Origin of the sequence: Bradyrhizobium sp. 17, assembly GCF_023073515.1 — a bacterium.
GTDB classification, from domain to species: Bacteria; Pseudomonadota; Alphaproteobacteria; order Rhizobiales; family Xanthobacteraceae; genus Bradyrhizobium; species Bradyrhizobium canariense_D.
In genome coordinates this window covers 325241-350353 of record NZ_JADPJQ010000117.1, presented here as the reverse complement: position 1 = coordinate 350353, position 25113 = coordinate 325241, and the positions used below count along the sequence as shown (strand labels likewise).

At 64.4% G+C, this 25113-nt stretch carries 27 protein-coding genes and 2 pseudogenes; 10 read left to right on the top strand and 19 right to left on the bottom strand.

Features of this window, described 5'->3' with window-relative positions:
• Positions 1-8: 8 nt before the first annotated feature.
• From IVB13_RS26735 to hemH, 4 genes are all read right to left on the bottom strand, one after another.
• Complete coding sequence (locus IVB13_RS26735) at positions 9-455, bottom strand: NfeD family protein (RefSeq protein WP_007597152.1); 447 nt, start codon at positions 453-455, stop codon at positions 9-11.
• 70 nt (positions 456-525) lie between these two features.
• On the bottom strand, positions 526-1527 hold the full coding sequence (locus IVB13_RS26730) for an SPFH domain-containing protein (protein WP_007615156.1): 1002 nt from the start codon (positions 1525-1527) through the stop codon (positions 526-528).
• 274 nt (positions 1528-1801) lie between these two features.
• A complete protein-coding gene (locus IVB13_RS26725; RefSeq protein WP_018453328.1) occupies positions 1802-2776 on the bottom strand; it encodes an ABC transporter substrate-binding protein in 975 nt (324 codons plus the stop codon).
• 25 nt (positions 2777-2801) lie between these two features.
• Positions 2802-3839 (bottom strand): ferrochelatase, encoded by a 1038-nt coding sequence (gene hemH / locus IVB13_RS26720; RefSeq protein WP_018453327.1) that lies wholly within the window; start codon positions 3837-3839, stop codon positions 2802-2804.
• A gap of 81 nt (positions 3840-3920) precedes the next feature.
• Between hemH and IVB13_RS26715 the strand changes: the two genes are divergently transcribed.
• On the top strand, positions 3921-4319 hold the full coding sequence (locus IVB13_RS26715) for an MAPEG family protein (RefSeq protein WP_018453326.1): 399 nt from the start codon (positions 3921-3923) through the stop codon (positions 4317-4319).
• 153 nt (positions 4320-4472) lie between these two features.
• On the opposite strand, the gene IVB13_RS26710 is transcribed toward IVB13_RS26715, so the two are convergent.
• Genes IVB13_RS26710 through IVB13_RS26700 form a run of 3 tightly spaced genes read right to left on the bottom strand, consistent with a single transcriptional unit; the run spans position 4473 to position 8289 of the window.
• Positions 4473-5573, bottom strand: a complete 1101-nt coding sequence (locus tag IVB13_RS26710) for a nickel/cobalt transporter (protein WP_018453325.1) — start codon at positions 5571-5573, stop codon at positions 4473-4475.
• Entirely contained in the window at positions 5570-6208 is a 639-nt protein-coding gene (locus tag IVB13_RS26705) for a DUF1007 family protein (protein WP_247299312.1), read from the bottom strand. The genes IVB13_RS26710 and IVB13_RS26705 overlap by 4 nt, the downstream gene beginning before the upstream one ends.
• Positions 6208-8289: a M3 family metallopeptidase gene (locus IVB13_RS26700; protein WP_018453323.1), complete on the bottom strand. Its 2082-nt coding sequence runs from the start codon at positions 8287-8289 to the stop codon at positions 6208-6210. Before IVB13_RS26700 ends, IVB13_RS26705 begins: the two co-directional genes overlap by 1 nt.
• A 135-nt stretch (positions 8290-8424) precedes the next feature.
• Here IVB13_RS26700 and IVB13_RS26695 point away from each other — a divergent pair, with 135 nt between their 5' ends.
• The 5 genes from IVB13_RS26695 (at position 8425) to IVB13_RS26675 (ending at position 13239) form a co-directional block, all read left to right on the top strand.
• The gene (locus IVB13_RS26695) at positions 8425-8679 is read left to right on the top strand and encodes a hypothetical protein (RefSeq protein ID WP_018453322.1); all 255 of its coding nucleotides are present in this window, start codon (positions 8425-8427) and stop codon (positions 8677-8679) included.
• A gap of 672 nt (positions 8680-9351) precedes the next feature.
• Positions 9352-10494, top strand: coding sequence for a type III PLP-dependent enzyme (locus tag IVB13_RS26690; RefSeq protein ID WP_018453321.1), 1143 nt, complete (start codon positions 9352-9354; stop codon positions 10492-10494).
• 132 nt (positions 10495-10626) lie between these two features.
• Positions 10627-11214 carry an N-acetyltransferase gene (locus tag IVB13_RS26685; protein WP_026232510.1) on the top strand — a complete coding sequence of 196 codons (588 nt, stop codon included), beginning with the start codon at positions 10627-10629 and terminating at the stop codon, positions 11212-11214.
• 144 nt (positions 11215-11358) lie between these two features.
• Positions 11359-11748: a RidA family protein gene (locus tag IVB13_RS26680; RefSeq protein ID WP_018453319.1), complete on the top strand. Its 390-nt coding sequence runs from the start codon at positions 11359-11361 to the stop codon at positions 11746-11748.
• 48 nt (positions 11749-11796) lie between these two features.
• Complete coding sequence (locus tag IVB13_RS26675) at positions 11797-13239, top strand: homospermidine synthase (RefSeq protein WP_018453318.1); 1443 nt, start codon at positions 11797-11799, stop codon at positions 13237-13239.
• 213 nt (positions 13240-13452) lie between these two features.
• Here the strand turns inward: IVB13_RS26675 and IVB13_RS26670 are convergent, their stop codons facing one another.
• The 10 genes from IVB13_RS26670 to IVB13_RS26625 form a co-directional block, all read right to left on the bottom strand.
• The gene (locus IVB13_RS26670; protein WP_026232509.1) at positions 13453-13788 is read right to left on the bottom strand and encodes a hypothetical protein; all 336 of its coding nucleotides are present in this window, start codon (positions 13786-13788) and stop codon (positions 13453-13455) included.
• Between the two features lie 122 nt (positions 13789-13910).
• Positions 13911-14930: a WD40 repeat domain-containing protein gene (locus IVB13_RS26665; protein WP_018453316.1), complete on the bottom strand. Its 1020-nt coding sequence runs from the start codon at positions 14928-14930 to the stop codon at positions 13911-13913.
• A complete protein-coding gene (locus IVB13_RS26660; RefSeq protein WP_026232508.1) occupies positions 14930-15973 on the bottom strand; it encodes a GTP-binding protein in 1044 nt (347 codons plus the stop codon). The genes IVB13_RS26665 and IVB13_RS26660 overlap by 1 nt, the downstream gene beginning before the upstream one ends.
• Before the next feature lie 54 nt (positions 15974-16027).
• On the bottom strand, positions 16028-16891 hold the full coding sequence (locus IVB13_RS26655; RefSeq protein WP_018453314.1) for a metal ABC transporter substrate-binding protein: 864 nt from the start codon (positions 16889-16891) through the stop codon (positions 16028-16030).
• Between the two features lie 5 nt (positions 16892-16896).
• Positions 16897-17766, bottom strand: coding sequence for a metal ABC transporter permease (locus tag IVB13_RS26650; RefSeq protein WP_007597190.1), 870 nt, complete (start codon positions 17764-17766; stop codon positions 16897-16899).
• Positions 17767-17772: 6 nt separating this feature from the next.
• The gene (locus tag IVB13_RS26645) at positions 17773-18528 is read right to left on the bottom strand and encodes an ABC transporter ATP-binding protein (RefSeq protein ID WP_018453313.1); all 756 of its coding nucleotides are present in this window, start codon (positions 18526-18528) and stop codon (positions 17773-17775) included.
• Between the two features lie 2 nt (positions 18529-18530).
• The gene (locus tag IVB13_RS26640) at positions 18531-18767 is read right to left on the bottom strand and encodes a hypothetical protein (RefSeq protein ID WP_039798633.1); all 237 of its coding nucleotides are present in this window, start codon (positions 18765-18767) and stop codon (positions 18531-18533) included.
• A gap of 43 nt (positions 18768-18810) precedes the next feature.
• Complete coding sequence (locus tag IVB13_RS26635; protein ID WP_018453311.1) at positions 18811-19311, bottom strand: hypothetical protein; 501 nt, start codon at positions 19309-19311, stop codon at positions 18811-18813.
• On the bottom strand, positions 19308-19919 hold the full coding sequence (locus IVB13_RS26630; RefSeq protein WP_018453310.1) for a permease: 612 nt from the start codon (positions 19917-19919) through the stop codon (positions 19308-19310). Before IVB13_RS26630 ends, IVB13_RS26635 begins: the two co-directional genes overlap by 4 nt.
• A 227-nt stretch (positions 19920-20146) precedes the next feature.
• Positions 20147-20743, bottom strand: a complete 597-nt coding sequence (locus IVB13_RS26625; RefSeq protein ID WP_007597204.1) for a superoxide dismutase — start codon at positions 20741-20743, stop codon at positions 20147-20149.
• Between the two features lie 238 nt (positions 20744-20981).
• On the opposite strand from IVB13_RS26625, the gene IVB13_RS26620 reads away from it, so the two are divergent.
• The 3 genes and pseudogenes from IVB13_RS26620 to IVB13_RS26610 all read left to right on the top strand — a co-directional run.
• On the top strand, positions 20982-21509 hold the full coding sequence (locus IVB13_RS26620) for a GNAT family N-acetyltransferase (protein WP_018453309.1): 528 nt from the start codon (positions 20982-20984) through the stop codon (positions 21507-21509).
• A gap of 82 nt (positions 21510-21591) precedes the next feature.
• Positions 21592-22977, top strand: a complete 1386-nt coding sequence (locus IVB13_RS26615) for an MATE family efflux transporter (RefSeq protein WP_018453308.1) — start codon at positions 21592-21594, stop codon at positions 22975-22977.
• A gap of 51 nt (positions 22978-23028) precedes the next feature.
• Positions 23029-23100: pseudogene (locus tag IVB13_RS26610) on the top strand (DUF2147 domain-containing protein); the annotation flags it as partial.
• A gap of 4 nt (positions 23101-23104) precedes the next feature.
• Here IVB13_RS26610 and IVB13_RS26605 read toward each other — a convergent pair.
• Entirely contained in the window at positions 23105-24244 is a 1140-nt protein-coding gene (locus IVB13_RS26605) for a DUF3095 domain-containing protein (protein WP_018453307.1), read from the bottom strand.
• Between the two features lie 166 nt (positions 24245-24410).
• Here IVB13_RS26605 and IVB13_RS26600 point away from each other — a divergent pair.
• Positions 24411-24836, top strand: a pseudogene (locus IVB13_RS26600) (hypothetical protein).
• A gap of 4 nt (positions 24837-24840) precedes the next feature.
• Here the strand turns inward: IVB13_RS26600 and IVB13_RS26595 are convergent.
• Positions 24841-25056, bottom strand: coding sequence for a hypothetical protein (locus tag IVB13_RS26595; RefSeq protein WP_026232507.1), 216 nt, complete (start codon positions 25054-25056; stop codon positions 24841-24843).
• Between the last annotated feature and the right edge of the window lie 57 nt (positions 25057-25113).

The following is a 25113-nucleotide window of genomic DNA, read 5'->3' as shown; positions in this document are numbered from 1 at the left end:
ACGGTGGACTAAGCCGCCGCCACCGTCAGATTCGCGCCGTCCACTTGCACCACCTTCACACGCGTGCCCGCCGGCGTATCGGGACCTGCGACGCGCCAGACGGTGTCGCCGATGCGCATGGTGCCGTTGCCGTCGACGATCGGCTTCTCCAGCGTGAACTCGCGGCCGAGCAGCGCATCCGCGCGCTTGTTGAGGAAGGGGCTGGCGGCAATTGCATCCGGCTTCGGCCGGGCGAGCCGACGCCAAACCGGCACGGCGGCGGCGGCGAAGATCGCGAACATCACGAGCTGGATCTGCCAGGATATCGCCACTCCGAACGAGATCAGCCCGACCAGCAGCGCGGCGAGCCCGAGCCAGAACAGGAAGACTCCCGGCGCCAGCACCTCCAGCGCCATCAGGATGAAGCCGAAGATCAGCCAGTTCCAGGTGCCGAGCGATACGAACATGTCGGTCATGACACGACCTCTTTGAAATGGCGCATGCCCTTGTCGGAAAACCGGTGTCCACTTTTCCGGGGCATGCGCTTTACCCCTGCCGCGGCGGCACCGCCGGGGGCGTGCTCCCAGTCGTCGGCACCGAACCGCGACGAGCGGCGGCAGCGGCGGATGCAGCACTCTCGCCGAACGTCGCCTTGGCGATCTCGCCGATGCCGGCGAGCGAGCCGAGCATGCTGGTGGCCTCGATCGGCAGCATGATGATCTTCTGGTTCGGCGAGTCCGCAAACTGCCCGAACGCCTTGATATATTTGTCGGCGATAAAGTAGTTCAGCGCCGCGACGTCGCCCTTGGCAATGGCTTCACTGACCATCTGCGTCGCCTTGGCCTCAGCTTCCGCCGACCGCTCGCGTGCTTCGGCGTCGCGGAAGGCGGCCTCGCGGCGACCTTCCGCCTGGAGGATCTGGCCCTGCTTGGCACCCTCTGCGCGCAGGATCTCGGACTGGCGTGCACCTTCGGCCTGAAGGATGTCGGCGCGTTTGACGCGCTCGGCCTTCATCTGTCGGCCCATGGCTTCGACGAGGTCCGCCGGCGGCACAATGTCCTTGATCTCGATACGATTGACCTTGAGGCCCCAGGGCGAGACGGCGGCATCGACTACACGCAGCAGGCGCTCGTTGATTTCGTCGCGGTGCGACAACACCTGGTCGAGATCCATCGAGCCCATCACCGAACGGATGTTGGTCATGGTCAGCACGGTGACGGCTTGGGTCAGGTTAGAGACCTCGTAGCTCGCCTTGGCGGCATCGAACACCTGAAAGAAGGCGACGCCGTCGACCGTCACGGTGGCGTTGTCCTTGGTGATCACCTCCTGCTCGGGAATGTCGATCACCTGCTCCATCATGTTGATCTTGCGTCCGACGCGATCGAAATAGGGCACGATCAGATTGAGCCCGGGGCTCAGCGTCTGGGTGTATTTGCCGAACCGCTCGATGGTCCAGTCATAGCCCTGCGGCACCGTCTTCACGCCGGCCACCAGCGTGACGATGACGAGCAAGACCAGAACAATCGCGAAAATGTCGAAACCGCTCATATTTCCTCCAAGGCGGAAAAGATTGGCGGGAAAAGGCCTTTTCCGCGCTGTCATTGGTCGGGATCACGACCCCAAGGGTTCAGTAAAGTATTCAGTAAAGAGTTCAGAAGGATTCAAGGCTCAGCGGTCGTGCCTGATTTCGGCATCGGTAGGATTCTACACAAGACACCGGGAGAGGGAATGGTCGCGATTATGTATTTGCGAGGCGCTCTTGAAAGCGTGCTGGCGCACACCTAGCGACGACGTTAACGAATCCGGCGGTCGCAGCCAAATCCTACTCGATGACCTCGTTCGCGGTTGCGAGCAGGCTTGGCGGAAGCGTGACGCCGATCGCCTTGGCCGTCTTCAAGTTGATCGCCAGCTCGAACGTGGTCGGATTCTGGACCGGCAAGTCGGCCGCTCGCGCACCCTTCAGGATGCGATCGATATAGGTGGCGGCGCGGCGGAGCTGCTCGGCGCTGTCGGTGCTGTAGGACATCAAGCCACCCTCGTCGACGAAGGTCCGGCTCCAGAACACCGCCGGCACGCGCGCTTCATTGATGGCTGCCAGGAGAAGCGCACGGTTGGACATGGTGAAGAAATCCGGCAGCACCAGCAGGCCGCCGTCTTTCCGCAAGGCCAGGGCGGCGATCGAGGCCGTGTCATGGACCGGCGCGGGCACCACCGTCACATCGAGCGCGCGGCCGGCGTCTTCGATCGTCCGCAGCATCAGCGGCGCGAACGGCGCGGTGGCGGGATTGTAGACGACGGAAACGCGTGACGGCTTTGGCACGACCTGCGTAAGCATCTCCAGCCATTTGCCGGCCAGCGGGCCGTCGTAATCGGTGAAGCCGGTGATATTGCCGCCGGGATGGGCGAGATTCTGGACAAAGCCCTGGCTGACAGGATCGGTGACGACGGCGAAAACGATCGGGATCGTCGTCGTGCGCTGGCGCAGCTCCTCCACTGAGGGCGTGCCGACCGCAAGCAGGATGTCGGGCTTGAGCGCCACGAGTTCGTCGGCGAGTTGCGCGATCCGCGCGCGGTCGCCGCCGCCGTTGCGCCAATCGATCTCAAGGCTGCCGTCCTCCTTCCAGCCATGGCCGGCAAGCGCCTCGACCAGGACCGCGCTACGCGTCTGCCCGATCGCATCGTCCGCCGCAGTGACCGAGAGCACGCCGAGCCGGCGCGTCGCATTCGCTTGCGCCAGCACCGAGGCCGGCAGCATCGTGGTCACCCCAAGAAGCGCCAGAACCTCGCGGCGGTTCATGGGGCGCTCCTCGGATCCAGGCTCACTATATCCAGCCCTGGAGCTCGCGCAGCACCAGCGTTCGGATCACATCCATGCCGGGGTCGCTGTCGTTGAGGCAGGGGATCGCGGAAAACTGCTCCCCGCCATTGTGCTTGAAGATCTCGGCATTCTCCTGCGCGATCTCCTCCAGCGTCTCCAGGCAGTCGGCGGAAAAACCCGGCGTGATCACCGCGATACGGCGCACGCCCTCTTTCGCCAGACGCTCCATGGTCTTGTCAGTGTAGGGCTGCAGCCACTCGTCGAATCCGAAGCGCGACTGGAAGGTCAGCAGCAGCTTTGTCTCGTCCATGCCGAGCCGGCGCCGCAGCGCCTCGGTGGTCGCCACACATTGGTCCTGATAGGGGTCGCCCTTGTCGACATAGGCCTTCGGCATGCCGTGGAAGGAGGCGACGATCAGCTCTGGCTTGAACGACAGGCTCACCAGATGCGTCTCGATCGAGGTGGCGAGCGCCTCGATATAGGCTTCGTCCTCGTAGTAAGACGGCGTCACCCGCAGCGTCGGCTGCGCGCGCAGCCGCGCAAGCACGCGAAACACCTCATCGCAGACGGTGGCCGACGTCGCGGCGGAATATTGCGGATAGAGGGGGACGGCAAGAATGCGATCGCAGCCCTTCGCAATCAGCGCATCGACGCCCGACTTGATCGAGGGATTGCCGTAGCGCATAGCCCATTCCACCGTGACCTGGTCGCGGTCCGACAGCATGGCTCCGAGCTTGTCGCTCTGCGAGCGCGTGATGGTCTTGAGCGGCGACTCGTTCTTCTCGGTGTTCCAGATCTTGAGATAATCGCGCGCCTTGGCGCGGGGGCGGGTGCGCAGGATGATGCCGTTCAGCACCAGCTTCCAGATCAAGCCCTGATCCTCGATGACGCGGGCGTCCGAGAGGAACTCCTTCAGATAGACCCGCACGCCGCGCGCGTCGGCGGTATCGGGCGTGCCGAGATTGACCAGGAGTACGCCGACGCGCGGCTGGCCGGACTGAGGCAGCGGCTTCGTGGTCTTGAGAGGGGCTAGGGTTGTCATGCTCGTTGGGTCGCGCGTTGCCCCGAGCTTGTCAAGATCAGGCCGGTTTCGCTAGGGTCGCACCGAGGCGGGGGAGGAAAGATGACACTCGCGGAATGGTGCGTCTCCGGAGCGTTGCTGCTCTATTTGGTGACGATCGTCTCGGTCAAATGGATCAGGTTTCGCGGGTTCGACAATTCACGCCCGCGCGATCCCGCCTTCTACGAAGAGGCCATCGCGCAGCGCGCGCTCGGCGCCCACCAGAATGGTATCGAGACCTTTCCGTTCTTCGCCTTCGCGGTGCTGCTGGCCGAATTCCGGGACTCGCCGCAGCGGATGATCGACGAGCTCGCGGTGCTGTTCCTGATCGTACGGATCGCCTATGTGCTGACCTATCTCGGGAACCGCCCGACGCTGCGCTCCATCCTCTGGAGCATCGGCTTTGCGATCAATCTCGGGATCTTCTTCATGCCGGCGTTGAAGCAGTTCTTGCCGGTGTGACTCTCCCTTTGTGGGAGAAGGTGGCGCGAAGCGCCGGATGAGGGGTTCTATCGGCGAACGCAGCTGCAAGAGGATCGCTCGCGGAGACAACCCCTCACCCGTCTCGCCGCTACGCGGCGAGCCACCCTCGCCCACAAGGGGAGAGGGAAAAACTCAGAAACACGTCGTCCGTTCGGCCGCGATGTAACCCAACAACAGGCCTGCACCGAACAGCAGCACGAGGCCGGCGGCGGCGAATTCGATGCCGCGCATGAACAGCGCGCCGTTGCCGTCGCGTCCGGCGCTCAGGCGGGCGGCGATGTCCTTGGCGGAGACGGCGACCACGGCAATGACCGCGACGGTGATCGCGGTGCCGAGCCCCATCAGCAGAGTTGCGGCGATGCCGGCCCAGAACAGGCCTTGGGCCAACGCGAACACCAGCACCAGGATCGCGCCCGAACAGGGACGGATGCCGACGGTCAGGATCGCGGTAAAGCCGCGTCCCCAGCCTCCGAGGCCGGCGAGCTCGCTCGGCATGGGGCCGTGGGAATGGCCGCAATGCTCGTCATGGACGTGGTGATGCGCGTGGTGATGATGGGCGTGCGCATGATCGTGACGATGATGATCATGCGCATCATGATGGTGGTGACCGTGATCATGATGGTCATGCGGCACGCCCGCGATCGCCGACACCGGCTGAACCGCCTGCAGCGCACGGATGAAGGTGCGGCCCTTGACCCAGACCAGGCGCAGGCCGAAAAGCGCGATCAGGGCGTAGCTTGCGATCTCGATCGCGCCTTCCGCCTTGCACATGGTCCTGGCGGTCGCATTCAGCACCCAGGCCGAGATACCGACGATCAGGATCGCCACCAGCGACTGCATCAACGCGGATGCAAACGACAGCACGATGCCGCGCCTGACAGTCTCGCGATTGGCGACGAGATAGGAGGCGATCACCGCCTTGCCGTGGCCGGGCCCTGCGGCGTGGAAGATGCCGTAGGCAAAGGAGATGACGAGCAGCGTCCACACCGCCGAGCCGTCGGACTTGGCGGCGCGAATGGTCGCCGACATCTGGCGATAAAATTCCGATTGTTTTGCCAAGAGCCAGCCGATGAGGCCACTGGCCTCAGGCTCAGCCGCCCGCGCGGGTCTTGGTGCGCCAAACGGGTTCTGCGCGACGAGTTCGTGGAGGGCCGCGTCGGCCACGCCCGCAACCAGCAGAACGGCGGCACAGGTGAGCAGCCCACGTGCGAGCGGGGAGAGTTTCGACTTCAAGGGCAATCCACCGTGATCTTGTTGGCGAACATCATGCCGAAATTGGAGTTCTCGCCGTTCATGAAGGTCTGCTCGTTGAGCTTCTGCGCACTCGCGGTGCCGTCGCTCGGCCGCTCAAGTTTCATCTGGCAGCCGGCGGGCGCGCCGACCAGCTTGATCGGGTTGTCCTTGGCCATCTGGAAGTCAATGAAGAAGGAGCGGTCGAACACTTCGAGCATCAATTGCTTGGACCTGACCGGATTCTTCAGCGGCAGCGTGAAGTGCAGGGTCAGGACCGTATCCTTGTAGTCGAGGAAGTAGTCGACCGGCTCCTGGAATCGCTCCTTCTTGCCGTCGGCTCGCGCGAAGGTGAAGTAGGCATATTCCTTCAGCGACTCGACATTGGTCTGCGCCAGCGGTCCGAGCTCCTCGCGGGTATAGACGCCCTTGGTCTTGCTCTCGAGCCCCTGCACGGCATAGGCCGAGAACATGTCGTCAAACGTCCAGGCGTGGCGCACGCCGGTGATGGTGCCGTCCGCGGCATAGAGCAACTCGCTGGTCGCGGTGATCCAGACATGCGGGTGCGCCTGCGCCGCCCCGGCCACAAAGGTGAGGCCAGCGGCGAGCAGCAGCCCGAGCAGGGCGCGCACGCCCATCAGGCCGCCTTCGGGGCGTCAAGCAGACCTCGGCGACGCAGCAGCGCATCGGGCTCCGGCGGGCGGCCGCGGAAGGCCTCATAGGCGGCTTCCGGATCGACCGATCCGCCGCTCGAGTAGATGTCGTCGTGCAGGCGTTTTGCGACGGCGGGATCGAAGATGTCGCCGGCTTCCTCGAATGCGCCGAAGGCGTCGGCGTCCATCACCTCCGACCACATGTAGCTGTAATAGCCGGCGGCATAATGATCGCCGGTGAAGATGTGACCGAATTGCGTCGGACGGTGACGCAGCGAGATCTCCTCGGGCATGCCGATCTTCTCCAGCTCGCGTCTCTCGAAGGCGCGGACGTCCTGCGCGGCGGAGGCCGGCTGGGTGTGGAATTCGAGATCGATCAGCGCCGAGGAGACGAACTCGACCGTGGCGAAACCCTGGTTGAATTTTCGCGCGGCCAGGAACCGTTGCAGCAGATCGTCCGGCAGCGGCTCGCCGGTCTGGTAGTGGCGGGCAAACTTTTGCAGCACCTCGGGCCGCTCCTGCCAATGCTCGTACAGCTGGGAGGGCAATTCGACGAAGTCGGTGAACACGGAGGTGCCCGACAGCGACGGATAGGTCACGTTGGAGAGCATGCCGTGCAGGCCATGGCCGAACTCGTGGAACAGGGTGCGGGCATCGTCGGGCGACAGCAGCGAGGGTTCCCCGTCCGCGCCCTTGGAGAAGTTGCAGATGTTGAGGATCAGCGGCGCGACCTCGCCGTCGAGCTTCTGCTGGTCGCGCAGCGAGGTCATCCAGGCGCCGGAGCGCTTCGACGGCCGGGCGAAGTAATCGCCATAGAACAGCGCCTTGTGCTTGCCGTCCCGCCCCTTCATCTCCCAGACCCGGACGTCCGGATGCCAGACCGGCACGTTCTTGCGCTCCTCGAAAGTGACGCCGAACAGGCGCGTGGCACAGTCGAAGGCGGCGGCGATCATGTGATCGAGCGCGAGATACGGCTTGATCGCGGCGTCGTCGAAATTGGCGCGCTGAAGGCGCAGCTTTTCGGCATAGAAGCGCCAGTCCCAGGGGGCGAGCTTGAAATTGCCGCCCTCCTCCGTGATCAGCGCCTGCATGTCGTCGCGGTCGGCGAGCGCCCGCGCCCGGGCCGGCTTCCAGACCCGCTCCAGAAGGCCGCGCACCGCTTCCGGCGTCTTGGCCATGGAATCCTCGAGCCGGTAGGCCGCGAAGGTCGGATAACCCAGGAGATTGGCGCTCTCCTCGCGCAGCTTCAGGACCTCGACGATGGTCGCGTTGTTGTCGTTGGCATTGCCGTTGTCGCCCCGCGCGGTGAAGGCCTTGTAGACCTTCTCGCGCAGGTCACGCCGGGCCGAGCTCTTCAGGAACTGTTCGACCGAGGAGCGCGACAGGGTGACGATGGCCTTGCCGGCCATGCCGCGTTCTTCCGCCGCAGCCTTGGCGCTGGCGACAAAACTCTCCGGCAGGCCCTGGCGGTCGGCTTCGCCGAGCTCCATGAACCATTCCTGCTCGTCGCCGAGCAGATGATGACTGAAGCTGGTGCCGAGCTGGGCGAGTCTCTCGTTGATCTCCGCCATCCGCGTCTTGGCCTCTTCGGAGAGGCCGGCGCCGGAGCGGTGGAAGCGGGTGTAGGTGCGCTCGAGCAGGCGGAGCTGTTCCGGTGTCAGACCGAGATTGGCGCGGTTCTCGTGTAGCTGGGCAATGCGGCCAAACAGCACGGCGTTCATCATGATCGGATTCCAGTGCCGCGCCATCCGCAAGGAAACCTCCTTGTCGATCTCCAGAATGGCCGGGTTGGAATGCGCCGAGACGAGGTCGTAGAAGACCGACGCGACCTTGCTGAGCAGCTTGCCCGAGCGCTCCAGCGCCGTGATGGTGTTGGCGAAGTCGGGCGCGGTCGGGTCGTTGGTGATCGCTGCGATCTCGGCGGAGTGGTCGGCGAAGGCCTGCTCGAAGGCCGGGAGGAAGTGCTCCGGCTTGATTTCGTCGAAGGGCGGGGTCGCAAACGGCGTCACCCACGCCTTCAGCAGCGGGTTGGTCTCGGAGTCCGTAGTTTGGCGGGGTTCTGACATTACAAGTCCCGATTTGTGGCTCGATTGTTGCGGCCAGCTATAGCACGCGATAGGGCTTTTTTGGGCCGTTTGCCCTTGCTCCCGGCTGCCTTTTCGGTGAGATTGCGGCCCTCCAAGCCTAGGACCCCTGAGCTCATGAACGCGACCTCCTCGTCTTCCCGTCGGATCGTCTGGCCGAGCGTCATCACCGTCGTCAGCGCCGCCATCCTGATCGGCGCCGAGGTGTTCGGCGCGGCGTTTGCCGGCGGCTGGGCGCTCGCGATCCTGTTCGGGCTGGGCGAGCAAGGCACGCACATCCTTCAGGCCACGCTGTTTGCGCTCGGCGTGCTCGTGATGACGGCCTTCATCCGCGCCGCTCAACGCGTCGAGCCGTTCACGAAGCGCGGCTGAAGCGCGGACGCTCGCGAGTGACGCGCGCCGCGCAGAAAACTTAACGCGCGTTCATCTTTCGCGTCGCGCGCGCAACACTGCGCAAGCAGATGTTAGGCAATTCTGTTCGCAGCCTAAAAAATCTCTTGCGAAGCAGAGTCAAAACACTTATGTGCGGATTGCCCAATTTCGCACGTGCCTGTGGTCGTGTGTCAGTCGGTAGGTATCCGGACAAGAGGCCGGACAGCCGCCAAGGGGTGAAGAAGCCGAGGGGCTCTTCGGAAGTGTGGAAGTCGGAAGGCTCATCGCCGGAAGACGAAAGCAAACCCGGAGCGTCCAGCATCTCTCTCAAAGAGATGCCTTGTCGAAGGTGACTTTGCTCTTTGCAACCGTGACTGGCAGCCGGAGGCGAACCGGCGCACCCCGCTCTCAACGGGGGACGCGACTTAAAGCAACGACGGATCGGGCTTTTTTGGTCTCTACCGGCAGTCCAACGCCGGCGCGGGCTACTGAAAAGGCTTGTCCTTCATTGCCAGGTGTGCGGGCGGGAACATTCCCAACCAATCCACGGCAGCACAGTCTGATGTGAGTCTTTGGCTCGTCGCGCCTCCATCGCGCGATCTGGCCGGAGCGCTCTTATCCGACGTCATTTTTTGAACGGATCCCCGTCGCTGGGCCGTTTGGGAGAGTGCTATGACCGACCGTATCCAGGAATTCCTGCGCAACCGCCGCAGCGAGGGCCTCGACACCGAGCCGTGCCTCGTCGTCGACCTCGAAGTCGTGCGCGACAATTACCAGACCTTTGCCAAGGCGCTGCCCGACAGCCGCGTGTTCTATGCCGTCAAGGCGAACCCGGCGCCGGAAGTGCTGGCTTTGCTCGCCTCCATGGGCTCCTGCTTCGACACCGCGACGGTCGCCGAGATCGAGATGGCGCTGGCCGCCGGTGCGACGCCCGACCGCATCTCCTTCGGCAACACGATCAAGAAGGAGCGCGACATCGCGCGCGCCTTCGCGCTCGGCATTCGGCTGTTCGCGGTCGATTGCGCCGCCGAAGTCGAGAAGGTCGCCCGTGCCGCGCCCGGCGCAAAGGTGTTCTGCCGCATCCTCTATGACTGCGCCGGCGCCGAATGGCCGCTGTCGCGCAAGTTCGGCTGCGACCCGGAGATGGCCGTCGACGTGCTCGACGTTGCCAAGCGTCTGGGCCTGGAGCCGTGCGGCATCTCCTTCCATGTCGGCTCGCAGCAGCGCAAGGTGAAGGCGTGGGACCGTGCGCTGGCAATGGCCTCGCAGGTGTTCCGCGACTGCGCCGAGCGCGGCATCAACCTGACCATGGTCAACATGGGCGGCGGTTTCCCGACCAAGTACCTGAAGGACGTACCGCCGGTGGTGACCTACGGGCGCTCGATCTTCCGCGCGCTGCGCAAGCACTTCGGCAACCAGATTCCGGAGACCATCATCGAGCCGGGCCGCGGCATGGTGGGCAACGCCGGCATCATCGAGTCCGAAGTCGTGCTCATCTCGAAGAAGAGCGACGAGGACGAGGTGCGCTGGGTCTATCTGGACATCGGCAAGTTCGGCGGTCTCGCCGAGACCATGGACGAGTCGATCCGTTACGCCATCCGCACCCCGCATGACGGCGCGGACATGACGCCGTGCGTGCTCGCGGGCCCGACCTGTGACAGCGCCGACGTGCTGTACGAGAAGAACCCGTATCCGCTTCCGGTGACGCTCGAGATCGGCGACAAGCTGCTGATCGAAGGCACCGGGGCCTATACGTCGACCTACTCGGCGGTGGCTTTCAACGGCATCCCGCCGCTGAAAACCTACCACATCTGATCCGCCTCGCGTCTGAGGCCTGACGAACCCGGGAACCGGCTTGCCGGCTCCCTCCCTGACATTTCGATTTCTGACGACGCCTTGAACCGGCGTGCTTTGCGCACGTCAGTTTCAAGCGGGGACTGACGCGCCATGACTGCTCTTCGGAAGACACAAATTGACCCCACTTCGAAAGCCGCTCCGTTCGCGATCCGTGCGGAGCGTGCTGTCGACGTTGCGATGCGTGAAGCGCTGCTCGATGCGTCCTTTGGCGAGAACCGCCATGGCCGTACCTGTCAGCGCCTGCGTGACGGACGCGCCCCCGCTGCCGGCCTTGCGCTGGCCGCGATGCGCGAGGGGAAGCTCGTGGGAACCGTGCGGCTGTGGCACGTCAGCGCCGGAGGCAGGCCCGCTCTGGTCCTCGGACCGCTGGCGGTGGACCCTGCCTGCCGCGAGCTCGGGATCGGCGCCGCGCTGATGCAACAAGCGCTGGCTGCCGCCCGGGCGCGCGGGCATGCCGCCGTGATCCTGCTCGGCGATGCCCCCTATTACGCCCGCTTCGGCTTCTCGGCCGCCAACACCGGCGAGCTGTCGCTGCCCGGTCCGTTCGAGCGCGACCGCCTGCTGGCGATCGAATTCACGACAGGCGCGCTGGACGGCGCCGCCGGGATGATCGTCCCGACTGGTGCGGCCCTGCCCAAACGGAGGGTAGTTCGCGCCCTCCAGGCGCGCGCGGCTTAAGGGATCGCCATGATGGCGACGACCTAGCCGCGTTAAGCGGCAACGCCCGGCTGTGCCTGCGTTAAGCTCCATTCCTTTGGGGTTGCGCAGGCCGGCAAATTGCGTAAACCCCACGAAATTCCTCTTCAGTCGAGGCCTACGACCATGTCCCGCCGCCTGATTTCCACCGGCTCCCCGTTCGAGAAGACCGCCGGCTACAGCCGCGCCGTGATCGACGGCGAGTTCGCCTTCGTCGCGGGTACCACCGGCTACGACTACACCACCATGACGATGCCGGCCGATGTCACGAGCCAGTCACGCAACTGCTTCAAGACCATCGAAGCTGCCCTGAAGGAGGGCGGCTTCGAGATGGCCGACATTGTCCGCGTCACCTATTACCTCACCGACGCCAAGAACGCAGACGCGCATTTCGCGGTCTGCGGCGAAGTCCTCGGCGAGATCCGCCCGGCCGCCACGCTTCTCGTCGTCTCGGCGCTCTACAAGCCCGAGATGAAAGTCGAGATCGAAGCCACTGCCAAGCGCCGCAGCACCTGAGCCATCCCTCACCATTTGCTCGCCAGCACGTTCCGGAGAAACCATCCTATGAGCCCCGCCTCGCAGATCTACGCGAAGATCACTGGCCCCATCGTCATGGTCGGCTTCGGCTCCATCGGCAAAGGCACGCTGCCGCTGATCGAGCGGCATCTCGATTACGACAAATCGCGCATCACCGTGATCGATCCCAAGGACGAGGGTCGCAAGGCGCATTGCGAGAAGCACAATGTGCGCTTCATCCAGAAGGGTGTGACCAAGGACAATTACCGCGAGTTGCTGACCCCGCTGCTCACCGAAGGCGGCGGCCAGGGCTTTTGCGTCAATCTCTCGGTCGACACCGGCTCCACCGACATCATGGAGCTCTGCAACGAGCTCGGCGCTCTCTATATCGACACCGTCAACGAGCCCTGGCTCGGCTTCTATTTCGATTCGTCGAAGGGCCCGGAGGCGCGCTCCAACTACGCCCTTCGCGAAGCGACGCTGGCCGCCAAGAAGGCGCGCCCCGCGGGGTCGACGACGGCCGTCTCCTGCTGTGGCGCCAATCCCGGCATGGTCTCGTTTTTCGTCAAGCAGGCGTTGCTCAACGTCGCCGCCGATCTGAAGCTCAATGCCCCCAAGCCGAAGACCAAAGCCGAATGGGCGGACTTGATGCGACAGGCCGGTATCAAGGGCATCCATATCGCCGAACGCGACACCCAGCGCTCCAAGAAGCCGAAAGAGCCCGATGTCTTCGTCAACACCTGGTCGGTGGAAGGTTTCCTGTCGGAAGGCGTGCAGCCCTCCGAGCTCGGCTGGGGCACCCACGAAAAATGGATGCCCGAGAATGCGCGGACTCACGAAGCCGGCTGCGGCGCTGCCATCTATCTGATGCAGCCCGGCGCCAACACGCGCGTGCGCACCTGGTGCCCGACCCGCGGCGCGCAATATGGCTTCCTCGTCACCCACAACGAGTCGATCTCGATTGCCGACTATTTCACCGTGCGCGACGCATCGGGCACGGCGGTCTATCGGCCGACCTGCCACTACGCCTATCATCCGGCTGACGATGCCGTGCTGTCGCTGCATGAAATGTTCGGCCGCGCCGCGAAGATGCAGGAAAAGCACCACATCCTCGACGAGAACGAAATCGTCGACGGCATCGACGAACTCGGCGTGCTGCTGTTCGGCCATGACAACAATGCCTACTGGTACGGCTCGCAGCTCTCGATCGAAGAGACCCGCAAGCTCGCGCCCTATCAGAACGCCACCGGTCTGCAAGTGACCTCCGCCGTGCTCGGCGGCATGGTGTGGGCGCTAGAAAACCCGAACGAGGGCATCGTCGAAGCCGACGAGATGGATTTCGATCGTCTGCTGGAAATTCAGCTGCCGTATCTCGGCCCGGTGAAGGGTTTTTATACCGACTGGACGCCGCTGACGGATCGTCCGGGACTGTTCCCGGAGGACATCGACACGAGCGATCCCTGGCAGTTCCGGAATGTTCTGGTGCGGTGAGGCGGCGTCGCGCCACGGCCACTGCTGTCATGCCCCGCGACCCGGCTACGCCAAGGCTTAGCCGAGGTTGAGGTCCAGGCGCGCCGAAGCTTTAGCGTAAGCGGCAGGCGGGGCATCCAGTACGCCGCAGCATCTCCGTATCCACGCACAGCCTCTGGAATACTGGATCGTCCGCCTTCGCGGACGATGACAGCACCCGCGTAGATGCAGAACCTACTTCCTCTCGATCGGCGGCGCGATCTTCTCGGCTGGGGCTGGCGGCAATGCTGGTTTCGCCGCGCCGGCAGCGCCCTGCGTCTGCGGTTCGGGCCGCGCGGGCTCTGGGGCGGGCGTGGTCGGCCGGTCGCCGCCGGGCTTGGCTTCCGCGGGCTTATTCTGATCGTCGGACGGCGTGCCCTGAAGGGGTTGCGTCGCTTGGGCTGTCTGCATCCGGGTCTCGGCGCGGATTTGCGCCAGCGACATGCCTGACACCACGACGCCTGCCGCGAACAGCGAGCAGGCGACCATCAAGTCGAGCTTCAGTCTGCGCTTGTCATATTGGCCGGGCATGTCGATCACCGCCTTTGTCTGCGGGATCAACGAAATTGCCGCTCTGCGGTTCCCGCCCGTGGCGGCCGGAACTCGACGGCTGCGCGCCACATGGCCCCATCCACGGTCGGAACGATGACAGATTAAAGCTCGAGCAGGCCGCCATCACCATTTTCGTCGGCGAACGCCAACAGCGTCCCCTTCGCGTTCCAGGCGAGCGCGGCGACTGCGGGCGTGCCGTTGCGGCGGACGAGGATCTCGGCGCCGTCCTCCAGACGGACCATCAGCACGGTGCCGTCGCTGTAGCCGGCGGCGAAGATGTCGTTCCTGGGGTGGCAGGCGACGACCGACACGCGCGCCTGCAGCGGCGCGAGCATCGCTGGCTCCTTGCCCATCGGGCCATCCTTGCTAGCGAACGGCCACAGGATCACCGTGTCGGCGCCCGAGGTCGCCAGCGCCTTGCCGCCCGCGCTCCACGACATCGAGCGGACGCGGCTGGGATAGCCGGTCATGCGCATGTGCCTGTTGTCGGCAAGCCGCCAGCCGTGCAGCGCCGATTCGTGCATCGTGGTGACCAGGAATTTGTTGTCCGGGCTGAAGGTGACGCCGAGATGCGAGCCGGCCCAAGGCAGGAATTCGGCCGACCCCGCCATGTTGGGAAACCACAGCGTCGCGCCGTTGTAATGGGCGATCGCGAGACGCTGGCCCTTCGGCGCAAACGCGAGGCCGCCGACGGTCGAGGGCACCTCGAGCGACTTCTCCTCGCTCTTGCCGCTCTTGAAGAAAGCAGTCTTGCCAGCCGACCAGGCGTAGGCACCGTCCGGATGCAGCGCCACCGCATCGATCCAGCGCCGTTTCGGGTCGGTCGCAAGCAGCGTCACTTCGCCTTTGGCCTCGAGCGACACGACTTTTCCATCGTCGCCGCCCATCACGAGGCGCTTGCCGTCGGAGGCGGCCGAGAGAATGCCGCCGCTGTGCACGGCGATCTTGCTGATCTCACCCTGGCTATCCACGAGCGCGACATTCTCCTCGCCGCCGACGAAGGCGGCGCGGTTGCCAAGGAAATGCACGGAGGTCACGACCATGCCGAGCGCGAGCGGTTTGACGCGCTCGGTGACGGAGACGATCGAGGCGGAATCGGCGGGTGGCGTAAACTCTTTCATCACGAGACGATGCAGCTCTCAAAACCCTGGCGAATGAGGTCTTGCGGCAATTCGCGACCGATGAAGACGAGGCGGCTCTCGCGCGGCTCGCCGTCCTTCCATTTGCGCTGGTGGTTGCCCTCCAGCATCATGTGGACACCCTGAAAGACGTAGCGGTCATCATCGTCGTGGAAAGCAAGGATGCCCTTGGAGCGCAGGATCTTGCCGCCCTCCACCTGCACCAGGTTCTGAAGCCAGGGCATGAACACGTTCGGATCGAGCGGCTTGTCGGTCTTGAGTGACAGCGACTGCATGTCCTCGTCGTGATAGTGCTTCAGGCCGTGGCTGTGATCATGATTGTGATGATGGTCGTGATGGTGATGATCATGGTCGTGGTCATGATCCTCGGCATTCAGGAAGTCCGGCTCGATGTCGAGGATGCGGTCGAGGTCGAAAGCGCCGCGGTCGAGCACGTCCGCCAAAGCCACCGAGCAGCGCTCGGTGCGATGCAGTTTCGCATAGGGATTGATGGCGCGGATGCGGGCCTCGACCTCGGCAAGTTCTCCCTTGGAAACGAGATCGATCTTGTTCAGCACGATGACGTCGGCAAAGGCGATCTGGTTCTTGGCCTCAGGTGCATCCTTGAGGCGGTCGGATAGCCATTTGGCGTCCGCAACCGTGACCACCGCATCGAGGCGCGCGCTCTTCTGCACGTCCTCGTCGACGAAGAAGGTCTGGGCGACGGGGGCCGGATCGGCAAGACCGGTGGTCTCGACGATGATGGCGTCGAACTTGCCCTTGCGCTTCATCAGGCCTTCCATGATGCGCACGAGATCGCCGCGCACGGTGCAGCAGATGCAGCCGTTGTTCATTTCGAACACTTCCTCATCGGCACCGATGATGAGGTCGTTGTCGATGCCGATCTCGCCGAATTCGTTGACGATGACGGCGTATTTCTTGCCGTGGTTTTCCGACAGGATGCGGTTCAACAGCGTGGTCTTGCCCGCACCGAGATAGCCGGTCAGGACGGTCACGGGAATTTTTGGGGCGGTCGCTTCAGACATAACAACTCCGGACTTCGGGCTTTTCGCGCGACGCGAGGCGGGGTGGCCCCTGCCCTAGTGGTCAAGCGCACTGGTCAGGGCCTTTATATTGTGCCTGACCATATCAATGTAAGTGGGTGCAGGCCCCTTTTCGCCGGTCAAACCGTCCGAAATCAGGGTCCCGCCGACTTTTGAGCCGGTCTCCGCCGCGATCCGCCGGATCAGCCGGTCGTCGCTGATATTTTCCAGGAACACGGCTGGGATTTTTTGGGCCTTGATCTGGCCGATGATGGTGGCGATGTCCCGCGCGCTGGGCTCGGTTTCCGTGGAGACGCCGAGCGGCGCGATGAACTGGACGCCGTATTCGGCGGCGAAATAGCCGAAAGCGTCATGGGTCGAAATCACCTTGCGACGCTCCTGCGGGATCTTGGCCACGGCTGCGCGGACCTCGCGGTCGAGCGTTTCGAGCTTTTCCAAATAGGCCTTGGCCCGGGCGCGGAAGAACTCCGCATCGTCAGGGTCGACCGCGGCCAGCGCATTGGCGATGTCGGTGACGTAGATTTTGGCGTTGGGGACCGACTGCCAGCCATGCGGATCTGCGGCCGAGCCGAGCTTGAGCGGCGCGATGCCGGCGCTCACGATAACCACCTGCGCCTTGCTGCCCGAGGACTGCACGAGCCGTGGCAGCCAGCCCTCGAGACCAAGCCCGTTGACGATGACCAGCTTTGCGTCCGCGATCCGCTTCGCATCGCTTGGCGCGGGCGCGTAGACATGGACGTCGCTGTCGGCCCCGACCAACGTCGTCAGATTGATCCGGTCGCCGCCGACATTACGGACGAAGTCGGCCAGGATCGAGAAGCTCGCGACGACTTTCAGTTGCTCAGCGGCGTGCAGCGGCGAGGCGATCAGCATAAGCACACAAAGCAGGATGCGCCGCATCGCTATCACGCTTCCAAATGCCGGCCGGGAAACAGCTGCCTAACGACGCCGCCGACCCGGCCGAACAGGACGGAGACGGTGTAGAGCGCGCTTGCCACCAGAATGATCGCAGGACCCGACGGCACACGGGTCTGGAACGACAGCACGAGACCTGCATAGCCGGACACGGCGGCAGCGACGACCGCGATGCAGATCATGACGGTGAGATCGCGCGACCAGAACCGCGCGATGCCGGCCGGCAGGATCATCAGGCCGACCGCGAGCAGCGTGCCGAGCGCCTGAAAGCCGTTGACGAGGTTGATCACGACCAGCGCGAGGAAAGCGAGATGCGCAGGCCCGCCGGCCCGGCTGACGGTGCGCAAAAACAGCGGATCGACGCTTTCGATCACCAGCGGACGGTAGATCACGGCGAGCACCAGCAGCGTGACCGTGGCGTTGAATGCGACGACCAGCAGCGTCTGGTCGTCCATCGCGAGAATATTGCCGAACAGCACGTGCAGCAGGTCGATATTGGTGCCCTTGATCGAGACGATGGTGACGCCGAGCGCCAGCGAGGCCAGATAGAAGGTCGCGAGCGAGGCATCCTCCTTCAACCCGGTCGAGCGCGCGACGAGGCCTGCGAGGATTGCGACGGCAAAACCTGCGATCAGGCCTCCGGCCGTCATCGCGAACAGATTGAGGCCGGAGAGCAGGAAACCGACAGCGGCGCCGGGGAGGATTGCATGTGCCATGGCGTCGCCGACCAGGCTCATCCGCCGCAACATCAGGAACACGCCGATCGGCGCACCCGCGAGCGACAGCGCGATAACGGCCGCGAGCGCACGTCGCATGAACTCGAATTCGGTGAACGGGCCGATCAACGCGTCATAGAGCATCGGATATCAAGCCGCCCGTGAGCGGGCATCATCGGCCGAGCAGGTGGCGGCGCTGTCGTCGAAGGCTTCGCACATCCGCATTGCGACCAGCAGGTTTTCCGGCGTCAGCACCTCCGCCGTCGGCCCCCACACCACGGGACCGCGCGCCAGCACCAGCGTCTCGCTGAAATGGGTGCGCACCATCTCCATGTCGTGCAGTGCGGCGAGCACTGTGCGGCCCTCGCCATGCCAGTGCTTCACCAGCGTCAGCAGATCAGCCGTGGTCTTGCTGTCGATGGCGTTGAAGGGCTCGTCCAGCACGATCAGCCGCGCGTCCTGGAGCAGTACGCGCGCGAACAGCACGCGCTGCATCTGGCCGCCCGAGAGCGTGCCGATTGGGCGGTTTTCGAAACCGTTGAGGCCAACGGAAGCGATCGCGCGGAGGATCTTTTCGCGCGCCGCCTTGCCGATGCCGCCGAACAGGCCGGTCCCACGCCACAGCCCGGTGGCGACGAAGTCCAGCACCGAGATCGGGAAGCTGCGGTCGATCTCCGCACTCTGCGGCAGATAGGCGATATCGCGGCTGTCGAGCCCGCCGAGATGGATGCTGCCGTCGAGCGGCCTGAGGATGCCGACGATGCCCCGCAGCAGCGTCGACTTGCCGGCGCCGTTCGGGCCGATCACGGCCAGCAGCGCGCCCGGCGCGACCTCCCCATTGAGGTGGTGCACGGCCGGATGGCGGTCATAGCCGAGCGTAACGTTGTGGAAATGCAGCGCCGCCATGGTCACCTCATCGCCAGGAAGACCACGCCCCAAAGCACGGCGCAGACCGCGAGCGCGGCCGCGAGACGGGCGGCCATCGTCATGCGCAGGATCGACCAGTGCGCCGCCTGAGCCGGATGCGGAGAGGCCGCACCGTGGACATGTGCGTGGGTGTGATCGTGTCCATGCGAATGCCCGTCGTCATGGGAATGGCTATGAGCATGATCGCTATGATGGGCTTGGGACGCGGCGGGAACCATTCCTGGATGTTATATTATAACATTACAGCTGTCCATGCCGGGCTCAGGGTTTGCCGATCAGCATGGCGATGGCGGCGGCGACGAACGGGAACGGCACCGAAACCGCGCAGCGGAACCAGACGAAACGGGCCGGCATGAACGGAATTTCCCACAAAATCACCCGTTGGAAGGCAAATAGCGCCCAAGCGACGACATAGGCGACCACCTGCGGCACCCCACCACCCGATTTCAGGGCCACCGTCCCGATCGAGAACCCGATCACCGGGCCACCGGGCGTCGCGGCCCCGGCGACCACGGCAGTCGCGACCCCGAGCCAGCCGCTGTCCGGGCCGAGCCAGCCGCTGATCACCTCCTGTGGGATGATAGCGGCGATGTAGCCGGAGCCGATCACCCCCAGCGCGATCCGCGGCACGATGTTGATGAAGTCCATCGAGCCTTCGCGCAGCGAGGCCTTGAACACTGGTGGGCCGCGGCGAAAGGCGATCAGGCCGACGCCGAACACCGAACCCCACAACAGGATGTCGATCAGGAGCGCGGCGCTCATGTCTCGTCGTCCTTCATGGCCGGCTTCGGATAAAGCCGGACATAGACGAAGCGGCCGAGCGCGCCTGCGAGCACCGGCAACGGCAGCGAGATGACGATGCGCCACAGCGTGAAGTCGGTGCCCATAATCGGGATTTCCCAGGCGACCGCCCGGCCATAGCCGATCAAGGTCCAACTCACGACCATGGCGATGGTGGCACCGAAATCGGCGCCGACCGCCAGCAGCGCACTCGCCACGGGATAGGCGGTGAAGGGACCGCCGGGCAGGATCGCGCCGAAGGCGGTGCCGATCAGAAGGCCTTTCAGGCCCGATTTCGGCCCGAGCGCGCGCGAGACTTTTTCGTGCGGCAGGATCTCGGAGATGAACGCACCGAGCAGGCAGCCGGCCAGCACGCGGGGCAGGATGCCGCCGAACAGCGAGAGATCGTGGGTCAGTATCTCGAGAACACCGTCGGTGCCATCACGCCGCCAGACCAGACCTGCGCTCACCGCCACAAGGGCTGCGATGATGATGGTCGACCAGCCGATCGGCTTGCGCACGCGACCCGGCCGCGGCTCGGATTCCGCGTCCTCGGCGGATGCCGGGTCTTTCGAGGAAGGATCTGACAACGGGCGCGTTCGGCTCGAGGGCGATGCCCGTCCTGCTTAAGGGCGCCGCAGATGCGATGCAAACAGTACGATGACGGGAGCGATGCGCACCTCGCGCAGGGCCATGCGAGGCGAAGTGCGAATTCCGCACAACAAAAAGGCGGCCGCGCCTCGACCGCCTTTCAATTCCGTCATTCCGGAGCGGCAAAGCCGGCCCCGGAATGCGTGAAGCCCAGGCCTCGTCGAACTCAGGCCTTGTCGAACAGCGACTCGACGTATTCCCAGTTCACGAGGTTCTCGACAAACGCCTTCAGATAGTCGGGACGGCGGTTGCGGTAGTCGATGTAGTAGGAGTGCTCCCAGACGTCGCAGCCGAGGATCGGGGTGGCGCCGTGCACCAGCGGATTCTCGCCGTTCGGGGTCTTGGAAATCTCGAGCTTGCCGTTCTTGACCTGGAGCCAGCACCAGCCGGAGCCGAACTGGCCGACGCCGGCCGCCTGGAAGTCCGTCTTGAACTTCTCGAAGCCGCCGAGGTCCTCGTTGATCTTCTTCTCGATCTTGCCCGGCAGCTTGGTGCCGCCGCCATTGGGCTTCATCCAGCTCCAGAAATGGATGTGGTTGTAGTGCTGGCCGGCATTGTTGAACACCGCGGGGTTCTTGCCGAACGAGCCCTTGACGATCTCCTCAAGGGACTTGCCTTCCCATTCGGTGCCCTTGAGCGCGTTGTTGCCGTTGGTGACATAGGCCTGATGATGCTTGTCGTGGTGGAATTCGAGCGTTTCCTTCGACATGAATTGTCCGAGGGCGTCATAGGCGTAGGGGAGTGGGGGCAGCGTAAAGGTCATGGGTGTTGTCCGCGACTGATGGGGGAACGAGACTTAACGGTCACCCCTTATAGAAGGTTCCGCGGCTGTTAAATACCGTGAATTTTCCAAAAGGCATGGTGCGGCGGCTTGGCCGGATTGCATAAAATCGTCGCAAGGATGTAGGGCGTTTCAACCAGGCCATAAAATATCATTGCCTTTGAGGTGCTTATGGCAGAACGAAACGCACCGACGGCGCGGAGATGCGAAGGTGAGAGCGATGAGCATCGAGATCGACATTTTGAACGGCGACGCCTCCTGGCGGATGGCGGAGCCACTGCACCAGGCGGTCTTCGGACCTGATATCGTCGCGAAGCAGCCCTGGGCTCACGTCAAATGGGCCAATGCCGACCTGCGCGTCCTCATCGAGACGCCCGAGGATGGTCTCGTCTGCCACGTCGGCATCTACTTCCGCACCGTCACTTGGAATGGGCAGAAGGTTCACATCGGCGGCATCGGCGGCGTCTGCACGCGGGAGGATCGGCGCGGCCGCGGCTATGCGACCATGGCGATCGATGCCGCGGTGCATACCATGCGCGCCAACGAGGCGGTCCGCTTCGCGCTGCTGTTCTGCGAGCCGCACAATGTCGCGTTCTACGAAGCCCGCAGCTGGCTCCCCTTCAAGGGCGAGGTCTATTGCGAGCAGCCGGAGGGGCGGATCCGCTTCACTCACATGGCGCCCTATGTCTGCAACATCGTCAGCGCGCCGACACTCGGCACTATCGACCTCTGCGGCCTGCCCTGGTGAGCCCTGCGTGAGGCGCGGCTGGTGCCGGGGCTGCCCGCCATATAATATGTCGATCATCATCCAATATTCCGCGCGGTGACACATGACGATCGACGCCTCGATAGACGCCGTGCCGCTGCCTGCCCCGGTCGCCTCCCCCATCGCCGGCTTGCTGACGGCCCCGATCCTGCCGACGCTGCTGCGGCTCGCGATCCCCAACATGATCGCGATGGTGGGCAGCACGCTGGTCGCGGTCGCCGAGACCTCCTATATCGGCCGGCTCGGCACCATTCCGCTCGCCGCGATCGCGCTGGTGTTCCCATTCGCCATGCTGACGCAGATGATGAGCGCAGGCGCGATGGGCGGCGGCGTCTCGTCTGCGATCAGCCGCGCGCTCGGCGCAGGCGACCGGAACCGTGCGGCGACGCTGGCGCTGCATGCCGCCATCATCGGCCTCTGCGGCGGGCTTTTCTTCACGGTGACGATGCTCGTCTTCGGCCGCTCGTTCTTCGCGCTGCTGGGCGGGCGCGAGCGTGTGCTCGAGGAAGCCAGCGGCTATTCGCAAATGCTGTTCTCCGGCGCGGTCGCGATCTGGCTCGTCAACACGTTGGCGTCGGTGATCCGCGGCACCGGCGACATGCGTCTGCCCTCGATGGCGCTGATCGGGACGAGCGTGCTCCAGATCGCGCTCGGCGGCACGCTGGGGCTCGGCCTGTTCGGCGTGCCGCAATTCGGCATGCCCGGAGTGGCCGCCGGTCAGTTGATCGCATTCACCTGCGCTGCGATCTTCTTCCTCTGGTACCTCTGGTCCGGCCGCAGCCGGCTGCCGCTGGATTTCGGCGCCTTCCATTTCGATCGCGCGTTGTTCTTCGACATCCTCAAGGTCGGCGCGGTCGCCTGCCTGTCGCCGCTCCAGACCGTGCTCACCATTTTGATCTTCACCAAGATCCTGGCGACCTTCGGCACCGAGATGCTCGCCGGTTACGGCATCGGCTCGCGACTGGAATTCTTGCTGATCCCGATCACCTTCGCCTTCGGCATCGCATCGGTGCCGATGGTCGGCATGGCGATGGGCGCCGGACAGGTGAAGCGCGCGCGGCGCGTGGCCTGGACCGCGGCCGGGGCCTCGGGACTTACCGTCGGCCTGATCGGCCTCATCATCGCGCTCGATCCATCCCTGTGGGTTTCGCTCTTCACCAGGGATCCCGGCGTTGCCGCCGCCGCGCACAGCTACTTCCACTGGGCAGGCCCAACCTTCGTGTTCTTCGGCGTGGGCGTGTCGCTGTATTTCTCCTCGCAAGGCGCGGCGCGGGTCGGCGGTGCCGTGCTCGCCTCCACCGCACGGCTTCTGATCGTCGCGATCGGCGGCGGCGGCCTCATGATGGTGCAGGCTCCGGCCTGGACCCTGTTCGCGCTGGTCGGCGGCGCCATGGCGGTATTCGGGCTGTCGACCGCGGCCTCGGTCGCCTTCGTGCGCTGGGTCAAATAAGCGCAGGTCATTGCACGCAGGCAAATAAACGCGGGAATGTGATTCCATCCGGATTCGCTGCGGGTCGAAGGCTGCGTCGGCGCGCTCTGCGGCGGCGAAACCTGGACGCGGGCGGGGCGCTAGCGCTTCACGCCGTCATCGCCTTCAGCGCCGTCGCCGCCGAGGCGTAGCCGCCCCGCGCGCCGTCGATAAAATGGACGTGATCGCTGCGCAACGCCGACGGGGTGAAGCAGGTCATCATCGCAGCGTCCTGCTGATAGAGGCCGTAACGCACGATGCCGTCGCGCGCGGCAATCGCGAGGCGATCGCTGAGGGCGCGTTCGAGCTCCGGCGTACAGTCGAGGATCATGCGCAGGCCGTCGTCATATTTTCGGAAGTCGGAGTTCTCCACGACCTGCCGTGTATAGAGCTTCGGCACGAAGCCGCCGACCTTGAGATCGAAGCGCATGATCAGATAGACGAAAAGGGTGTAGGCCAGCACGCTGGCGCGGCGTGCGAGCAACGGACCTCCGCGCTTGGTGCGCGCCTCATATTCCAGCCCTTGCGGCGGCCATGTCAGCGGCGGCCCTTGTGGCGGCACGGGACGACCGGCATCCGGGCTGCGCTCGACGAGATGGATGATGTCCTCGATCACGTTGCGGAATGCCGAGGGATCGGCGCCTTGGGCCGGCATGACCAGCACGGACAGGATCAGGCCGCGCGCAGCCGGAATCACCTCGAAGCGGCAGGACAGGCCGGAGAGATCGGGCTGCGTCCCCGCGGGCGCTTCGGTGATCGCAAACTCGCCGCGCTTCATCGCTGCGTCCGCCCAGGCGAGCCCGCCGCCAGAAAACATCGCATAGGACAAATTGGCCGACGGTCCGAAGCGCGCGACGCGCACGTCTAGGCCATGCGCGCGAATGGCGCTCACCGGCACCAGCGCGACGCGCATCCGCAAGTCGAGATCTTCCCGCACCCAGGTCGCGGTCGCAGCCAAAGCCTCGCGGGCCAGTTCGAGATCATTAGGCGCGACCGCAAAACTCGCGCCGTCGCCGCCGAACACGAAGGGAAATTCGCGTCCCTCCAATGCATTCGTCACGGCTGCGATCACGGCGGCACCGGCCATGTTCACCGCCTTGTAGCGCTGCGCCGCGATGGCCTTGGTCGAATCCACGATGTCGGCAACGCCGACGCTCCAGTCGTCGGGCAGCGGCGAATACAAAGCGGGGTCCATCAGACTGGTGAAGCCGCGAAAGACCGGAATGCCGCTATAGAACGCTGATGTCATCGGATGATGCCGGATGGTTGGGACGCACGTCCAAAGGGACATACGTAGAAGAATCGATTCGGTTCGCCAGGCGCGCGCCCTTGCAACCATTGGCCGAAATGGACCCGGACAACAAGATGAGGGCGCACTGCAATGCCACAGAAGGTCATTAAACGGTTGACCGTAAATGGCGTCTAGTCTCGATGATCTGACATGGTTGCGCGGGAACATCGACGTGTCCGACTTCGACAGGAAGGACTCCATCGCTCCGGCAAGCCGGCGCACTGGGCGTGATCCGATCAGCGCGGTGAAGACGCCGGAAAGCCTGACCGCGGCCGTGGATAGCTGGGCCGAAACCCATCACCTGTAGCGCTCGGAAGCCATCGGTAAGCTGGTCGAGCTCGGCCTGAAGGTCGCGCCCCCGGCACTCCCGCCAGGGCACCCGCTCGCTTCGGATGCCACCAGGATCGAAGAGCTTGCGGTGCGTGAACTCGAGGGACTGCTCGATCCTGCGCTGTCTGAAGACGAACGCGAGCGCCGGATCCGCCGCCTGACCGAGGGCCCGCCGGAGTTCTCACACGAACGGATTGACCTGCCGAAGCATCGGACCTGAATGTCTAGTGCAGCTTCTCGCCCACGCGCTTGCGTAGCGCGGAGGCGGGAACGTCATGGCAGCCGACAAGACGCACGAATTTCTGCGGATACATTTCGTAACCGTGGTCACCGGAATTTTGGTGAGACATCGGCTCGCAGTGAACGGGCTCGCAGTGAACGTCGCTTTGCTCTGCGCAAGATGGCTTTACCGACGCCTTGTCCGGGCTCGAAGCGGTCATGGACTGCTCCCTATCGATTAGGGCAGATCGATTGACGTAACCCAATCGATTGCGCGG

What these genes read in the sequence shown, in the direction of transcription:
- IVB13_RS26715 (WP_018453326.1), top strand. Translation starts at nt 3,921, where the DNA reads ATGACACTCGCGGAATGGTGCGTCTCCGGAGCGTTGCTGCTCTATTTG.
- IVB13_RS26725 (WP_018453328.1), bottom strand. Translation starts at nt 2,776, where the DNA reads ATGAACCGCCGCGAGGTTCTGGCGCTTCTTGGGGTGACCACGATGCTG.
- IVB13_RS26625 (WP_007597204.1), bottom strand. Translation starts at nt 20,743, where the DNA reads ATGACCTTTACGCTGCCCCCACTCCCCTACGCCTATGACGCCCTCGGA.
- IVB13_RS26650 (WP_007597190.1), bottom strand. Translation starts at nt 17,766, where the DNA reads ATGCTCTATGACGCGTTGATCGGCCCGTTCACCGAATTCGAGTTCATG.
- IVB13_RS26670 (WP_026232509.1), bottom strand. Translation starts at nt 13,788, where the DNA reads ATGCCCGGCCAATATGACAAGCGCAGACTGAAGCTCGACTTGATGGTC.
- hemH (WP_018453327.1), bottom strand. Translation starts at nt 3,839, where the DNA reads ATGACAACCCTAGCCCCTCTCAAGACCACGAAGCCGCTGCCTCAGTCC.
- IVB13_RS26695 (WP_018453322.1), top strand. Translation starts at nt 8,425, where the DNA reads ATGAACGCGACCTCCTCGTCTTCCCGTCGGATCGTCTGGCCGAGCGTC.
- IVB13_RS26615 (WP_018453308.1), top strand. Translation starts at nt 21,592, where the DNA reads ATGACGATCGACGCCTCGATAGACGCCGTGCCGCTGCCTGCCCCGGTC.
- IVB13_RS26655 (WP_018453314.1), bottom strand. Translation starts at nt 16,891, where the DNA reads ATGCGGCGCATCCTGCTTTGTGTGCTTATGCTGATCGCCTCGCCGCTG.
- IVB13_RS26735 (WP_007597152.1), bottom strand. Translation starts at nt 455, where the DNA reads ATGACCGACATGTTCGTATCGCTCGGCACCTGGAACTGGCTGATCTTC.
- IVB13_RS26645 (WP_018453313.1), bottom strand. Translation starts at nt 18,528, where the DNA reads ATGGCGGCGCTGCATTTCCACAACGTTACGCTCGGCTATGACCGCCAT.
- IVB13_RS26690 (WP_018453321.1), top strand. Translation starts at nt 9,352, where the DNA reads ATGACCGACCGTATCCAGGAATTCCTGCGCAACCGCCGCAGCGAGGGC.
- IVB13_RS26635 (WP_018453311.1), bottom strand. Translation starts at nt 19,311, where the DNA reads ATGAGCGCCGCGCTCCTGATCGACATCCTGTTGTGGGGTTCGGTGTTC.
- IVB13_RS26680 (WP_018453319.1), top strand. Translation starts at nt 11,359, where the DNA reads ATGTCCCGCCGCCTGATTTCCACCGGCTCCCCGTTCGAGAAGACCGCC.
- IVB13_RS26595 (WP_026232507.1), bottom strand. Translation starts at nt 25,056, where the DNA reads ATGACCGCTTCGAGCCCGGACAAGGCGTCGGTAAAGCCATCTTGCGCA.
- IVB13_RS26620 (WP_018453309.1), top strand. Translation starts at nt 20,982, where the DNA reads ATGAGCATCGAGATCGACATTTTGAACGGCGACGCCTCCTGGCGGATG.
- IVB13_RS26605 (WP_018453307.1), bottom strand. Translation starts at nt 24,244, where the DNA reads ATGACATCAGCGTTCTATAGCGGCATTCCGGTCTTTCGCGGCTTCACC.
- IVB13_RS26665 (WP_018453316.1), bottom strand. Translation starts at nt 14,930, where the DNA reads ATGAAAGAGTTTACGCCACCCGCCGATTCCGCCTCGATCGTCTCCGTC.
- IVB13_RS26730 (WP_007615156.1), bottom strand. Translation starts at nt 1,527, where the DNA reads ATGAGCGGTTTCGACATTTTCGCGATTGTTCTGGTCTTGCTCGTCATC.
- IVB13_RS26675 (WP_018453318.1), top strand. Translation starts at nt 11,797, where the DNA reads ATGAGCCCCGCCTCGCAGATCTACGCGAAGATCACTGGCCCCATCGTC.
- IVB13_RS26640 (WP_039798633.1), bottom strand. Translation starts at nt 18,767, where the DNA reads ATGGTTCCCGCCGCGTCCCAAGCCCATCATAGCGATCATGCTCATAGC.
- IVB13_RS26700 (WP_018453323.1), bottom strand. Translation starts at nt 8,289, where the DNA reads ATGTCAGAACCCCGCCAAACTACGGACTCCGAGACCAACCCGCTGCTG.
- IVB13_RS26660 (WP_026232508.1), bottom strand. Translation starts at nt 15,973, where the DNA reads ATGTCTGAAGCGACCGCCCCAAAAATTCCCGTGACCGTCCTGACCGGC.
- IVB13_RS26685 (WP_026232510.1), top strand. Translation starts at nt 10,627, where the DNA reads ATGACTGCTCTTCGGAAGACACAAATTGACCCCACTTCGAAAGCCGCT.
- IVB13_RS26705 (WP_247299312.1), bottom strand. Translation starts at nt 6,208, where the DNA reads ATGGGCGTGCGCGCCCTGCTCGGGCTGCTGCTCGCCGCTGGCCTCACC.